This is a genomic window from Paucibacter sp. DJ2R-2 (genome assembly GCF_025717675.1).
Lineage (GTDB): Bacteria > Pseudomonadota > Gammaproteobacteria > Burkholderiales > Burkholderiaceae_C > Paucibacter_A.
Genome location: NZ_JAJIRT010000001.1, coordinates 1,219,045 through 1,231,960, shown reverse-complemented (window position 1 = coordinate 1,231,960; position 12,916 = coordinate 1,219,045). Strand labels below are relative to the sequence as shown.

14 protein-coding genes are annotated in these 12,916 nt (G+C 65.9%); 3 read left to right on the top strand and 11 right to left on the bottom strand.

The features are described 5' to 3' along the window. Positions 1–43: 43 nt before the first annotated feature. Positions 44–934, top strand: a complete 891-nt coding sequence (locus LNV28_RS05340) for a DUF3667 domain-containing protein (protein ID WP_263516133.1) — start codon at positions 44–46, stop codon at positions 932–934. 89 nt (positions 935–1,023) lie between these two features. Here LNV28_RS05340 and LNV28_RS05335 read toward each other — a convergent pair whose 3' ends face one another. From LNV28_RS05335 to LNV28_RS05295, 9 genes are all read right to left on the bottom strand, one after another. Continuing rightward, entirely contained in the window at positions 1,024–2,214 is a 1,191-nt protein-coding gene (locus tag LNV28_RS05335; protein WP_263516134.1) for a hypothetical protein, read from the bottom strand. Positions 2,215–2,221: 7 nt separating this feature from the next. Beyond that, entirely contained in the window at positions 2,222–3,070 is an 849-nt protein-coding gene (locus LNV28_RS05330) for an alpha/beta hydrolase family protein (protein ID WP_263516135.1), read from the bottom strand. A 99-nt stretch (positions 3,071–3,169) separates the two neighbouring features. Next, positions 3,170–4,075, bottom strand: a complete 906-nt coding sequence (locus tag LNV28_RS05325) for an alpha/beta fold hydrolase (RefSeq protein WP_263516136.1) — start codon at positions 4,073–4,075, stop codon at positions 3,170–3,172. Between the two features lie 107 nt (positions 4,076–4,182). Further along, complete coding sequence (locus LNV28_RS05320) at positions 4,183–4,623, bottom strand: hypothetical protein (protein WP_263516137.1); 441 nt, start codon at positions 4,621–4,623, stop codon at positions 4,183–4,185. Position 4,624: 1 nt separating this feature from the next. Then, positions 4,625–5,029: a DUF6463 family protein gene (locus tag LNV28_RS05315; RefSeq protein WP_263516138.1), complete on the bottom strand. Its 405-nt coding sequence runs from the start codon at positions 5,027–5,029 to the stop codon at positions 4,625–4,627. Between the two features lie 32 nt (positions 5,030–5,061). Next, positions 5,062–6,396, bottom strand: a complete 1,335-nt coding sequence (locus tag LNV28_RS05310; protein ID WP_263516139.1) for an ABC1 kinase family protein — start codon at positions 6,394–6,396, stop codon at positions 5,062–5,064. Then, positions 6,393–6,845, bottom strand: coding sequence for a DUF2867 domain-containing protein (locus LNV28_RS05305; protein WP_263516140.1), 453 nt, complete (start codon positions 6,843–6,845; stop codon positions 6,393–6,395). Before LNV28_RS05305 ends, LNV28_RS05310 begins: the two co-directional genes overlap by 4 nt. 53 nt (positions 6,846–6,898) lie before the next feature. After that, a complete protein-coding gene (locus LNV28_RS05300; protein ID WP_263516141.1) occupies positions 6,899–7,345 on the bottom strand; it encodes a hypothetical protein in 447 nt (148 codons plus the stop codon). Next, positions 7,342–8,082 carry a TetR/AcrR family transcriptional regulator gene (locus LNV28_RS05295; protein WP_263516142.1) on the bottom strand — a complete coding sequence of 247 codons (741 nt, stop codon included), beginning with the start codon at positions 8,080–8,082 and terminating at the stop codon, positions 7,342–7,344. The genes LNV28_RS05300 and LNV28_RS05295 overlap by 4 nt, the downstream gene beginning before the upstream one ends. 310 nt (positions 8,083–8,392) lie before the next feature. Between LNV28_RS05295 and LNV28_RS05290 the strand changes: the two genes are divergently transcribed. Next, a complete protein-coding gene (locus LNV28_RS05290; RefSeq protein WP_263516143.1) occupies positions 8,393–9,217 on the top strand; it encodes a MipA/OmpV family protein in 825 nt (274 codons plus the stop codon). A 9-nt stretch (positions 9,218–9,226) separates the two neighbouring features. Here LNV28_RS05290 and LNV28_RS05285 read toward each other — a convergent pair whose 3' ends face one another. Beyond that, positions 9,227–11,224: a hypothetical protein gene (locus LNV28_RS05285; protein WP_263516144.1), complete on the bottom strand. Its 1,998-nt coding sequence runs from the start codon at positions 11,222–11,224 to the stop codon at positions 9,227–9,229. A gap of 90 nt (positions 11,225–11,314) precedes the next feature. On the opposite strand from LNV28_RS05285, the gene LNV28_RS05280 reads away from it, so the two are divergent. Beyond that, positions 11,315–12,589, top strand: a complete 1,275-nt coding sequence (locus LNV28_RS05280; RefSeq protein ID WP_263516145.1) for an MFS transporter — start codon at positions 11,315–11,317, stop codon at positions 12,587–12,589. A gap of 2 nt (positions 12,590–12,591) precedes the next feature. Here the strand turns inward: LNV28_RS05280 and LNV28_RS05275 are convergent, their stop codons facing one another. Continuing rightward, positions 12,592–12,795 (bottom strand): hypothetical protein, encoded by a 204-nt coding sequence (locus LNV28_RS05275; RefSeq protein ID WP_263516146.1) that lies wholly within the window; start codon positions 12,793–12,795, stop codon positions 12,592–12,594. Between the last annotated feature and the right edge of the window lie 121 nt (positions 12,796–12,916).

Genomic DNA, 12,916 nt, shown 5'->3' with positions numbered 1-12,916 from the left:
CACCGGCACTGGGGCGGCCTCCCGCGAAGCCTCCAGCGCCGACATGAGCCCGCTAACCCATTGCCGCAATTGCGGCGCCGAGGTCAGCGGGCTTTTTTGCGCCCAGTGCGGCCAGGAAACGCGGGTCGAGCTGCCCACCCTGCGCGAGGTCGTCGGCGAGGCCACCGGCCGGCTGCTGGCCGTGGATGGCCGGCTGTGGCGCACCTTGTTCCTGCTGGTCTTTCGTCCGGGCCAGCTGACGGTCGAATACCTGAACGGCCGGCGCAAGCACTATGTGCGACCGGCCCGTCTGTTCTTCGCGCTGTCGGTGCTGATGTTCGCTGCGCTGAAGTTCGGCGCCGAGCCCTTGTTCCTCAGCGCGCCGGCGGCTCCGGCAGCACCGCAGGCTCAGGCCGCAGGGAGCGCTGAAACGGACTGGACGCTGAGCCTGGTCGAGCAGGTCGAACCCCGGCTGCAGCAAAGCCTCGATGGCCGCTTCCGCGGCCCGGCGCTCGAACGCCTGCAGCATTTCCGGGCCTTGCCCCAGGCCCAGCGCGCTCGCATCTTGAGCGATGGCCTGTTGCGTTATGGCTCCTACGCCCTGGTCGCCCTGCTGCCGCTGTACGCCGGCCTGCTGCAGCTGGCGCATCGCCACTACCGCGTGCCCATGGCTGGCCGGCCGCAAGGCTATATCGCCCATCTGGTCTATGCCACCCATGTGCACTGCAGCGTCTTCCTGTTCGTGCCCCTGGCCTTGCTGATGCCCAGCGGCGGTGGCTCTCTGCTGGTGCTGCTGCCCCTGGCCTGGCTGGGCGCCCGCGCCGAGCACCGGGTGTATGGCGGCACGCTGATCTCGCGCACGCTGCGCAGCCTGTTTGTGGGTCTGAGTTACAGCGCCTGCCTGATCGTGGCGGTGTTTTTGATGCTGTACGGGGCCATATTGGCGGCGGCCTGAGAGTCTGGTGCTTACCGCAGCGCCGGCCAGCTGCCAGATAAGCTCATGCACTCGATGAGTTGGGTCTGGCCCGATGTGGGAATCCTGCCTCAGCGCTGTTTCAAATCCGCGCTCTGCGTTTTCTTCTTTCTTGCATAAGGGATTTTCAGAATCCGGTCCCCGGTGAATGAGCCCAGATACAGAAAATCACCGACCTGCTGCGCCACGGTGGCCGCGCCCATCGGAGCGCCTTCATGTTTGAAAACCAACTCCGAACTCATATCGGCCGGGTCGATGCGCACAATTTCAAATGCCAGACCGCAACTCTCGCCGGTATTTTGAATGCAAATGAGATTCTGCAAGCGCGAGCCGGTCAGCGAAGCGGCCAGCATATATCCCTGCGCGTCCCAGGACAGATTGTCCGGTCGCTCCAAGGCCAGCGTGGCCAATAGCTTTCCGCTGGCACGGTCGAGTTTGCGAATCTGATTTCCAGAGGTGACGCTGACAAATACCTCACGTTCATCGGCACTCAATTCGATGCCGTTCAGAAATGGCCCGGGGCTGCCGCTCAGCACTCGAAATTCACCGTCCTGGCCGGGCTGCCATTCGAAGGCGTAGCCGGTATCAAAGCCCAGCTGCGATTTCCACAGCCCGGTGCTGAAGCCCAGGACATTGGGCGCCGTCCGATCAAACATATGGCTGGCCACAAAGCCGCCATGGCGCAGCAGGGCCACACTGTTCATGGAGACTTCGGCCGGAGTTGGCACGCAGCCACGCCACTCAAGACGGTAGTGTGCGCCAACTTGAAGCCATTCAAACATTTCGACACTCATGCGCAGGCCGTGGTTGACGGCCGCGACCTGCCAACGCCCGTCCCGGCGCTGCTGGATCGAGATGCCCAGCGGCGAAAACTCGGCGCCTGGCGGGCCGGGGCAGTTGCTGGCTCCCCAGCTGCTGTCTTTTGGCAGCGAGCCGCTCATGAAATTCGCGTCAGCCAGCGGATTGGAAGGAGGAAAAGCCGCGGAGATTTGTTGCGACTGGGTGTCGAAAAACACCAACGATCCCGAACTTGTGCGGCCCAAGGCGCCGACCTGGCTGATGAGCAGGGTTTTGGAATCGGGCAGCAGCCGCATATCTTCCGGATTTTTGAAACCGCAGATGGCCTCGATACCCGGGGCTGATTGGCAGGGACCGACGGCTGGGCTGCCGCAGCCGGCCAGGGCCACGAGAGCCGGTGCCAACATCCAGGCCTGAAACCTTGGGAATCCTCGCTCGGAATGGGCGCGCCAATGAGTCAACATGGTGTGTTCAAGGTTGATTTTTCAAGGTCGCCACAAAATGCTCCACGATCATGTTTTTGATTTCTGGTGCCGTGGCCTGGCTGAAGGCATGTCCAGTCGGATAGGATTTGTGCACGGCCGAATAGGCAAAACCATGGGTCTTTAGATAATCAAGAATATCTCGGCTCATGGCCGTGCCGGGCCAGATTTGATCGTTCTCGGCCGAAATCAGCAGAATCGGCCCGCGGATTTTCTCGAAGGCAAAGGTGGCGGCTTTGACTTTCTCCGTCTCCGCCAAGGCGGCTTCAAAGCGCTGAATTTGCGTGCTGCCCGGCATTTCGGGCAGGTTCAGGGCGGGAATGTCCCGGCCTTGGTAAGTCCAGGCCGAGCGCGGCGAGGTCATGCCGGCCCAGGCCACCTTGCTGGGCGTGGTGATGGCCACCGACTTGATGCGCGCGTCCAGGATGGCGAGCAGGAAGCCCGCCTCCGAGCCCCGCGAACCGCTGACCACGCCCATGCGGCGCGCGTCGAGCTCGGGCACGGTCTCCGCATAGTCCAGCGCCGAGATGAAGTACTCCATGGGAATCTGGTCCAGGCTGGGCGGCAAGCCCGGCTCGGTTTTGAAATACACGAGCCCGATCACGGCAATGCCGCGCGCGGCCATCATCGCGCCATTGGCATCGGCAAAGCCCCAGCTGGGATCTGAGCCGCCGAAGCCGATCACCACGGGCACCTTGCCGCTGGTCTTGGGCAGATACAGACGGGCGGCTAGGTTTTTGTATTGGACCGGCCTGACTTCATAGTCAAAGGGCTGGGCCCGGCTGGCGCCGCTGAAGACGATGCAGGCGGCGAGGATCAGGAGCAGACGAGTCAGCATGATGGTGGCGTGGAGCTTGAAGTGAGCATGGGGAGGGGGGCCAGCGAGCCCTTGAGAAAATGACTCTGACCCCAATTGCGTGGGGCGCCAATTGGGTGTTTAGCAGCGTGTCTTTGCTTGTACTTCCGGCACGGTTTCGGAGCTGCTGTGCGGCGGCCTCGTCAAGGCCATCTTCTCTTGCAGAAATTCAAGGCAAAGCTTGGCGACTTGGGCGGGACGCTCGACCATGGGCACATGGCCAACACCGTCGAGCACGACTTTGCGGCTGCCTTTGATGGAGCGATGCAAGAGCTCGGCGTCGTCGACATGGACGACGCGGTCCTCGCGGCCCCAAATGATCAGCGTCGGGGCGCTGATGTGGGCCAGCAGCGTGCGCTGATCGAAACTGACTTCGATGTCGGCCAAGACCTTGCGGTCGACTGCCGCACGGCGGATCTTTTCTTCGGTCAACAAGCGCAGCATGAAGCCAGGGATATAGAGGGGTTTGACCATGCCCACCGCCATCATGCGGCGGTAGTCGGCCACGCTCTGGATGTCCAACATCGGATTGCTGCCGTCCTTGGCCATTTGCTCCAGCAACCAGCTCGGCCGACTCGGCGCTCCGAGCGCGCCGATCAGCACCAGGGCGGCGACGCTTTCGGGGTGCGAGTACGCCAGGCGCAGCGCAATCGCGGCACCCATCGAATTGCCGATCAGGCACACCCGGCCTAGCCCCAAGGCGGAAATGAACTGCATCAAGCGCTCCGCTTGGGCTGGCAGCTCGAAGCCAAGGGTCAAGTCTTGCGTGCTTTCGCCATGGCCGGGCAGATCGACGACCAAGATACGCCTGGCATGGCCGAATGCCTTGACCCAAGGCAGCCAGCTGCTCTTGTCCGCTCCGGCGCCGTGCAGCAAAAGCAAAGTGTCTTTAGCCTGGGTCTTGCCGTTGTCCAAATAGACGATGCGGCCAAAGGGCAGTTCTTGCACTCGCTTGCTCAAGCCGGCTTGCCTGAGCTCACGGGCCATGGCTTGTGCAAACAGCGCAGCCTGAAGTTGCTGCCAGCGGGATTGCAGCCGAAGCCGCGCGAAGATTGACGATCTTGGTTTGGACGTCATGGGGATGTCGACCGAGCTCAGGCGCGCAGGCTGCCGCCCAGCAGCAAGGCGAGCAACATGCTGAACAACACGAGCGCACCCCAACGGTGCTGTTGCTTGTCAATGGCCCGAAACGCCGCCCATTGCCCGGCCTGCGCATATGCCGCACGCCGCCAGACCAAGCGCACGCAATAGGCGTTGGCGCCCATCGCCAGTAGGCCCAAGCAGATCTTGATGGCCAGCGCCCAGCCCGGCGCGCGCGCCCACGCGGAGGCCATGAGTGCAGCGCCGCTGAGCAGCACCAGCGTGAACGCGGGAATCTCCACCCACAAGTCGACCTTTTTGTGCAGGCCGGCCAGAAGCAATTCCTGCGCCGGCCCCTGGCCCAACAATGCGCGTTCGAACAGTGCTTCGGTCAGCACACAGCCCAGCCATATGCCAACAAACAGCAAATGCACAAAGACAAGTGAGCTGCGCATCTCAGCGGCCCTTTCGCAGCAAGGCAATGCCGGCCGGAATCGCCAGCCAGAAGCCCGAGTCGGGCATCAGCGTCACGCCCAAGGCACACAAGGCAAGCAGGCCCCAAGCTTGCTGGCGCAGCGCGGCGTTCTGGCCGCTGCGCTCCAAGGACGTGATGGCCAGCGCCTGCAAAGCCAATGGCGCGGCGAAGAGCAGGAACCAGACGGCAGCGGCCGTCATTGGATCCTGCCCTACCGTGTTGAAGACGCCTCGCTGCACGATGCCGAGCAGTGGCTTGTGCAGAAAGACCAGCGCGAACAAGGTGTGCAGCACGGCCACGGCCATCAGCCAATGGCCGACCCAGGCGCGCGTGGTGGCTGCGGTAAGTGCAGAAGTAGAAGCAGAAGCAGAAGACGCGGGGTTCATGGGGGTTTCCTTTCAAGAAGCAGGGGGACTGCTCAGGCCTGAATCCAGGCGTTCTGCGTGCGCACGCGCGCGCCGAGATCGCGCAGCATTTGCAGCAGGCCCAGATAGGCACGGTCGAAATAGGGCAGCTCCGCGGCCATGGTGTGCAGATGGCCCACGGCGGTGCGTTGGTACTCGGCACTGGTTCGTGGCGGCGGCGGGTGAAGGCCGAAGTCGAACAGCTCTTGTGTGAAGGGCCGCAGCTGCCAGTCGAGAATCCCTTGCAGCGCCGGCAGCAGCTCCTGGCAAAAGGCCGCGTGGCTGAGCTCGGGCTGGAGCAGGCCCAGGCCCAAATAGGCCTGATGCAGAGCCGCCGTGTCGCAGGGCCGGCGCAGCAGGCCGCACCAGGCCGCACGCAAGTGCTGGCAGAAGGCAGGGCTCAGGCGGCGGGTGCAGCCAAAGTCCAGCAGGCCCAGCTGCCCGTTCGGCATGAAGAGGCTGTTGCCGGGATGCGGGTCGGCCTGCAGGCGCTGCAGCTCGAAGACGCTGCGCAGGAACAGGTCGAACAGCAGCTGCCCGTAGCGGTCACGCTCGGCCTGGCTGGGCCCGGTGGCCAGCCACTCCTTCAGATGCAGGCCCGGCAAACGCTCCATGGTCAGCACGCGTCGGCTGCTCAGCGCCGCCACCGGCTGAGGCAGGCGCAGCGCCGGCTGGGCCGCCAGTTGCTCACCAAACCAGTGCAGCTGCTCAGCCTCGTGCAGATAGTCCAGCTCCTCGGCGAGCGTGGCTTCGATGTCGTTCAGCAAGCTGTCCAGCACCGCCGCTCGCGGCAAGGCCTGGCTCGGCCCTAGCGTGCTCAGCAGCAGGCGCAAGAGCCGCATATCGCTGTGGATGGATGCGGCCATGCCCGGGTACTGCAGCTTGACGGCCAGCTCGCGGCCGTCGGCCAGCGTCGCCCCATGCACCTGACCCAGGCTGGCGGCCGCGAAAGCCTGCGTTTCAAAGCTGGCGAACAAGGTCTCGGGCCCGGCGCCGAACTCCTGGCGCAAGAGCTTGATCACCAGGGCCCGGTTCAATGGCGTGACCTGGTACTGCGCCTTGGCCAGCTCCAGGCGCAAGCCCTCGGGCAGCAGGTCCAGCTCCATGCTCAGCAGCTGGGCGGCTTTCAGCGCCGTGCCTTTGAGCTGATTCAGGGCGCCGAACAGGATGCGCCCCAGCTGGGCCTCATGTGCGTGCTGAGCCAGTTGGGCAGATTCACTGCCGGGGGCCAGGTCTTGCCCCCGGGACTGCAGTCGGTGGCTCAGCTGCGCCATGCCGGCGCGCGCGACCGCCGTGCCGGCAATCGCCGTGCGCGCCAGCCGGCCGGTGCGCGGTGCTTTGCTGTTCATGCGCGGCGCGGCGCCTGAGCCAGCAGGCGCGGCACGATCAGCCGGTGCACCGGCCCCACCACGCTCATGTACAGCCGCCCCAGCGCCTGCTTCTCATGGACGACGGTGCTGAGCCAGAGCCGGGCCTCGGCTTTGTAAAGCGAGACCTGCACGCGCAGGTGGCGGTCGTCGTCGCCAAGGATCAGCTCCTTGGGGTGCAATTCGTTCAGTCGGAAGATGCCGACTCGGTCGCCCACCCGGTAGGCCTCGGCCGGCTTGCTCGGCTCGTGCGGGCTCAGGCTGCCCAGGTCCTTCAGGCCCACCAGGCGGACCGCGCGGTTGCGCAGCGCCATCAAGCCGTGCATCCAGCCCGGCGTGTGCGCCACCAGGGCCAAGTAGCTTTGCATGGCGCTGAGCTCGGGGTGGGGGTCGGCCAGGCAGTAGCTGTCGGCAAAGTCGGCGCCTGCCATTGTGCGGGCGATCCGGCTTGCGGCCGGCAGCGCCGTGGCCTGCACGCGCGGCCTCATCGCAGCTGCTCCCAGACCTGCTTCAGGCCGATCAGATGGACGATGCCGTAGCCGAGGCAGACCACAGAACTCCAGAGCAGAAACGGCGTCACGCGCTCCGGCGCGAGGGCCTGCAGAGGAAGGATGGCGAGGCCGCGCAGGCAGTAGATGGCCGTGATCAGGCACAGTGCCAGCTTGGGCCAGGGCAGCTGCAGGCTCAGCGCGCCACTGGCCGCGAGCGCGTAGAGCGCCCACAGGCCCAGCACCATGGCGATGCCGCTGGTCAAGAGCGGCGGCCACCAATGCCCCGCTTCGCTCAGGCGCGCCATGTGTTCGCCGGCACCGAAGAAGCGGTACCAGGGCGCGCCGCCGAACACGATCAGCACATGGAGCAGGGCCGCGACACCGCTGAGGCTGGCGGCCAGCAGCAGCCAGACATTGAGATCGCCGAGCATGCTTCTCATCGCCCGGTTCCCGCGCTCAGGCCGCGTTTGGCCAGGGCCAGCAGTTCCAGCAGGCCGCCACCCTGCGGCTGCAGCAGGCGCGCCAGCTGGCTGCGCAGCATGAAGCCGCCCAGATCGAGCAGCTTGTTGATCACGCCGCTCTGCAGGGCCAGGACCAGCACGCCCAGGCTCAGGTCGATCAGCTGGCTGGTGTTGCCGAACTCTTCTGAATCGTCGCGCAGCCAGTAGGCCACGAGGCCGTAGACGGCATCGGCCAGCAGGCCGCCCAGGCTGGGTTTGAAGGCACAGGGCGCGATCTCGCCGGCCGCCTCGGCCTGCTCCAGCATGGCGATGAAAGCCTGGCGCAACAGCTCCTTGCCCGGCAAGGTCTGGCTGAGCAGCAGCATGGGTGCGCCTTGGATCAGGCGGTGGGCGATGGCCACGAACTCGCGGTCGGCCAGCAGCAGCTCCAGCAGGCTGTCCATCAGCAGCTGCAGGCGTTCCTGCAGGCCGAAATCCTGCTGGCCGCGGGTCTTCTGCATCAGGGCGATCGCGTCGCCCGCCTGCTGCTCGAAATAGGCCAGCACCAGCTTTTCTTTGCTGGGGAAGTACTTGTAGATGGTCGCGTCGCCGAGCTCAGCGGCCCGGGCGATCTCTTTCATGGTCGTGCCTTCAAAGCCCTGGCGACTCATCAGGTCCACGGCCACGCGCAAGAGCAGGCGCCGGGTTTTGTCTTGCTGGGTTTTGCTGATGCGCATGTTTAATGAATACCAACTATCGTTTGTTGGCAATTTATCGCTATTTATTGTGTAGTGCAACAAATTTCGACTGAACGGCACCTTGGGTGACTTTGTCACTGCGGCGCCTGCCTCAGGCCTGTGCCGCTGGTCATGGGTGTTTTGAAGCGCCAGCCTGAAGCCCGCGCCGTCGCGGTGCGTGCGGCGGCGCTTCGCGGAGTTCCCTGGCGCCCTTCGCTGCGAATGCGCACAGTGCGGCCAGCCACACGGCCCGCCCTAACCCGCCAGGCCGACAGGCACATGTTCAACCTCACCCAAGCTCCCGCTCGCCATGAATCCTGCACGCACCCACCGTCTCCAAGCCAAGGCCGCCTGGGTCTTCGCCATGCTGGCCGCAGCCGGCTTCGGCGCTCAGGCCGCGGAGCCCTCACCCAGCGAGGGCCTGCATGGCTTGATCGGCGTCGGCGCCGTCTACAGCCCGACCTATGTCGGTGCCAAGGAGAGCCGCAGCCATGCCGTCTTGCTGCCCGATCTTCGCTACCGCAAGGGCGCCTTCGAAGCCTCGACCATGGGCGGCCTGCGCTACTGGGCGGTCGAGCGGCCAGACTTTCAATTCGCACTGACTCTGAGCGGAGATGCCGGCCGCGAGGACCACAAGGTCAAGGGCTTTCTGGGTCAGAGCGGCAGCGATCGCCTGCGCGGCATGGGCAAGCTCAAGGGCAGCGCCGAAGTCGGCGTGGCCGGCAGCTGGAGCGGCCTGGGCCTGCCTCTGAACTTCGAGCTGAAGACAGCGTTGGGCAAGCAGGGCCATGGTGGCACCCTGGCCAGCATCGGCAGCAGCCTGCCTCTGCTGGCCAGTGGCCCGCTGGAGCTGGGCGCCGAGGCCTCGCTGGGCTTTGCCGACAAGCGCTATCTGCAGTCTTACTACGGCGTCACTGCGGCTCAGGCCGCGGCCACCTCTTTCAAGGAGTTCCATCCCAAGGCCGGCCTCTACGGTGCCGACCTGGGTCTGACCGGGCGCTACAAGCTCAGCGATTCCCTGAGTCTGATGGCTCATGCCGGCTACCACCGCGTGCTCGGCGATGCCGCCAAGAGCCCCCTGGTTGAGCGCAAGGGCGCGCCCACCGTGCTGCTAGGCCTGGGCTACACCTTCTAATCCTGAGGATCAGCGGCTGCCACGCAGCAGGGCGCGGGTGGTTTGCTCCTGCTCGTTGTAGCGCTGCTGCGCGCTCAGCGGCTTGATCTTGCCCGCTTGCAAGGCAGCCTGGTCAAGGTTGGCACCCCAGCTGGCGCCAGCGCGCAGCGCCTGCGGTGCGGCCAGGCCGGCGCTGAAGTTGGCGGGCAGCCAAGGCATGAGTTCTTTCAGCACCAGATCGAGCCGCGGTCGGATGGCCGCCTCGCCGATGCGGCCGCGCTGGCCCCAGCTGACCAGCAGATCGGCGCTGTTGCCGCCGGAGCTCAGCTTGTTGGTGACGGCGTAATCGCGCCACACGCCCAGACGAAGCTGCATCAGGGCCTCCTCGACCAGCATGGCCGTGTCCTCGCGCGAGAAGTTGGCGCCGCTGGGGACGGAATAGCTGTAGTCGTCGTTGACGCGGTCTTGGCTGAAGAAGCGCACCACGTCCTCGGGCTGGTAGGCGATCTGGGCGGCCGTGGGCGTGTCGCCATAGGACAGCACCCGCGCCAGACCGCGCATCTCCAGCGAGAAGAAGGGGTAGCGCTGGTTCAGCTGCTCCGAGGCGGTCTGGGCCGGCACGGCCTCATAGACCCGGCTGCTGCTGCCCAGCAAGCTGGCGTGCACGCGCGGCGGCAGGAAGTCGGCCGCGTGGCTGAGCTCGTGGTACAGCAGGGAGCCCAGCGCGTTCTGCACATCCTCCAGGTTGCGCGAGGCGCGCTTGGCCACGGCCAGGCTGGTGATGGCGTGGCGGTTGTCCTTCACATAACGCCAAGGGCTGGCGTAGTTGAGTGCGCTGCCGTTGTCGCTGCGCGGGTCTGGGGTTTCGCTGACCGTGTCGCGCTGCTCGGGCGTCAGCCAGAGGTTGGCGGCGTCCAGGTAGATGGCGCCGGTGGCGCTCCAGTAGAAAGCCGGCCGCACCCGGCCGCCGATCACCACCGCCGTGACCGAGGCCAGCATGCGGCGGAAGTCGCCGTGCGTGTCCTGTTCGCGCAGAAAGCGCTCGAAGTTCGCGCCCATCCAGTCGTTGGACACCAGCACACGGTCCATGATCTCGTCCACCGTCGGCGTGCCGTTGCTGCTGCTGGCGCTGCCCAGCAAGGGCAGCTTGCCCAGGGTGCAGAGGTTGTTGGGGTTGCTGGAGCTCAGGCCAGGGTGGTAGATGCATTCGCTCAAGGCGGCGGTCCGGGTGCTGCTGGCCTTGTAGGGGTAGACACGGCTGGGCGTCTCGTTGCTGGCGAACAGCGGGTTGGCGGGCAGGGGCGGCAGGGCTTGCACCAGCAGGCTGAACTCGCCGCTGGCGCTGCGGCCGTCGCCAAGGTCAGCACTGGCGCGCAGGCGCAGCAGGCTGTCGCTGCTGCTGGCCGGCGCCGTGGCCAGCAGGCGAGCACCGCTGGCGCCGCCCAGATCCAGGCTTGGCCCTTCCAGCTGTTCCCAGCGCCATGTGGCCTTGGTCAGGTCCGCCTCGCTCAGGCCCGGCAGCCAGGCGCGCAGCGAGAACTTGCCGCCCGCATGCACGCTGGGTTCACCGCGCAGGACCGCACGCAGGGCCGCAGGGTTGGTGTCGGCCGCGACCGTCAGCGGCAGGCTGGCGCTGAAGCTGCGGCCCAGTTCATCTTGGTAGCTGAGCTCGAAGCGATGGCTGCCGGCCGCGGCCGGCTCCAGAGTGATGGACTGGGAGCGCGCCGACAGGGCGTTCAAGGCCGTGCCCTCCTTCTGTTCCCAGCGCAACTGGCTCAGGCGGTGGCCGGCGCAGGCGAGCAGGCTGAGTTCCTGGTTGCGGCCCGCCTGCAGCGCGGCCGGTTGCACCAGGCGCGCCACTGAATTGCTCTGGCACTGGCTGCTCAGCGCCGGCACCTCGGCCGCGGGCGGAGGCGGCGTCACCGGGCTGTCGCTGCCACCCCCCCCGCCACCGCAGGCGCTCAGCAAGGCGAGGCTGGACCAAACGGCGCTGCAAACGAGGCGGCGGCGGATCTTGAAGGTGTTCATGGCCTGGCGGCTCCCTGTTGGAAATGCTGGGGGGTCACGGCCGTGCGCTGCTCGCGCCGCGCGGCCGGCCCCCCATGTCAAACTGGCGCGATGTTACAAGCGACCGCCCGCCGCCTGGGCGCCTTCAGCGGGCCCTTCCGCCTCTTGCTGATCAGTGATTCCCTGATGCTGCTGTCGCTGATGGTCGGCCATGTCGCCGTGCCCTGGTGGGTGGCCAGCGAGGGCGGCGCCGCTCATCTGGCCATCTTCGCCGCCAGCATGGCCGGGGCCTCCTTCATTGCCTTGCCCCTGCTCTCGCCCTTGGGCGACCGGGTGGACAAGAAACTTCTGATCTCGGGCGGCCTGGCCTTGATGGCGCTCGAAGGCCTGGTGCTGGCTGGGTTGGCCCAGGCCGGCATCTATCACCTGGGCTGGATCATGGCGCTGGAGCTGTGCGCGGTGGTGGCCATGGCGGCCATCATGCCGGCCTCCTTCAGCATCGTCGCCGAACTGCTGCCTGCCAGCCAGCTGACCGAAGGCCTGGGCTTGCAGAAAAGCGCGCAGGCCATCGGCCGCTTGATGGGGCCGGCTCTGGGTGGCGCGGTGCTGGCTCTGGCCGGCACGGCAGCGGCGCTCTGGCTGCATGCGGTCTTGCTGGCGCTGGCGGCGGCCCTGGCCTTGCGCATCAAGGCAGCCACGCCTGCGCCAGGTGCCAGCGAGCGCCATTGGCTTCAGGACCTGCGTGCCGGCCTGGCGGCTAAATGGAAGATGCCGCTGGAGCGCGGCTGGACCTTCGTCTCTTTCCTGGTGATGATTTTCTTCAGCCCGGGCATCGGCATGCTGGTGCCTTTGAAAGTCCAGTCCCTGGGCTTGTCCGGTGCCTGGTTGGGCGCTTGTGAAGCGGGGCTGTCGGCCGGCATGTTGCTGGGCTCGTTGGGTGGCTCGGTCTGGGTGGCGCAGCGCATCGGGCGCTTCAATGCCAGCCTCTGGGCCATCTTGATCGAAGGCATCAGCATGCTCGGTATCGGCCTGACCCATCAGCCGCTGCTGATCGTGTTCGGCTTTGCCGTGTTCGGCGCCTGCATTGCCACTGTGCAGATGGTCGGGCACACCCACCGCATGCTGGCCATCCCGCAGGCCTACCGCTCACGCATGACGGCGGTGAACATGATGGTGATGCAGGTTTCCGGCGTTCTGGGGCCAGGTCTTGCCGGCGTGGCCCTGCTGCAGATCGGCGTCGACTGGATTTACGCCGTCTTTGGCCTGGGCCTGTTTCTGGTTGGCCTGGGCTATCGCTGGGTGCCGGGCTACCGCGATTTCCTCAACCTGCCGCATGAGCAGGCCGAGGGCTGGTACGCGCGTCAGCACCCGCAGCTTTTCCGCTGAGTTCAGCTCTTGGAAACCGGCAGTGTGCTCAGGATGAGCTCGCTGCTGCTGTTGTCGCTGACACGCAGCGACTGCTGATCCTGTTGTTGATGATGCTGCTGCAGCGCGGCCGGTTCGGCCTGGCTCAGGGCCAGCACGGCGGAAGCGGCGACGGCGCCCAGGGCGGTCAACAAGGTGGTCAGAAGGCTGGTGTTGCGGGTGTCCATGATGCATAACTCCTTGGGTGTGAGGGGGCTCCTCTGTTTCGATGATTGAAGTGTCGGCATTGCGGCCCGGGCTCGCCAGCGTCAGGCGATGAGCTGCGGCTTTGGGCGCGCGAATCGCCAG

Coding starts and splice junctions, on each gene's coding strand:
- LNV28_RS05340 (WP_263516133.1), top strand. CDS start 44: ATGAGCCCGCTAACCCATTGCCGCAATTGCGGCGCCGAGGTCAGCGGG.
- LNV28_RS05335 (WP_263516134.1), bottom strand. CDS start 2,214: ATGTTGACTCATTGGCGCGCCCATTCCGAGCGAGGATTCCCAAGGTTT.
- LNV28_RS05330 (WP_263516135.1), bottom strand. CDS start 3,070: ATGCTGACTCGTCTGCTCCTGATCCTCGCCGCCTGCATCGTCTTCAGC.
- LNV28_RS05325 (WP_263516136.1), bottom strand. CDS start 4,075: ATGGCCCGTGAGCTCAGGCAAGCCGGCTTGAGCAAGCGAGTGCAAGAA.
- LNV28_RS05320 (WP_263516137.1), bottom strand. CDS start 4,623: ATGCGCAGCTCACTTGTCTTTGTGCATTTGCTGTTTGTTGGCATATGG.
- LNV28_RS05315 (WP_263516138.1), bottom strand. CDS start 5,029: ATGAACCCCGCGTCTTCTGCTTCTGCTTCTACTTCTGCACTTACCGCA.
- LNV28_RS05310 (WP_263516139.1), bottom strand. CDS start 6,396: ATGAACAGCAAAGCACCGCGCACCGGCCGGCTGGCGCGCACGGCGATT.
- LNV28_RS05305 (WP_263516140.1), bottom strand. CDS start 6,845: ATGGCAGGCGCCGACTTTGCCGACAGCTACTGCCTGGCCGACCCCCAC.
- LNV28_RS05300 (WP_263516141.1), bottom strand. CDS start 7,345: ATGAGAAGCATGCTCGGCGATCTCAATGTCTGGCTGCTGCTGGCCGCC.
- LNV28_RS05295 (WP_263516142.1), bottom strand. CDS start 8,082: ATGCGCATCAGCAAAACCCAGCAAGACAAAACCCGGCGCCTGCTCTTG.
- LNV28_RS05290 (WP_263516143.1), top strand. CDS start 8,393: ATGAATCCTGCACGCACCCACCGTCTCCAAGCCAAGGCCGCCTGGGTC.
- LNV28_RS05285 (WP_263516144.1), bottom strand. CDS start 11,224: ATGAACACCTTCAAGATCCGCCGCCGCCTCGTTTGCAGCGCCGTTTGG.
- LNV28_RS05280 (WP_263516145.1), top strand. CDS start 11,315: ATGTTACAAGCGACCGCCCGCCGCCTGGGCGCCTTCAGCGGGCCCTTC.
- LNV28_RS05275 (WP_263516146.1), bottom strand. CDS start 12,795: ATGGACACCCGCAACACCAGCCTTCTGACCACCTTGTTGACCGCCCTG.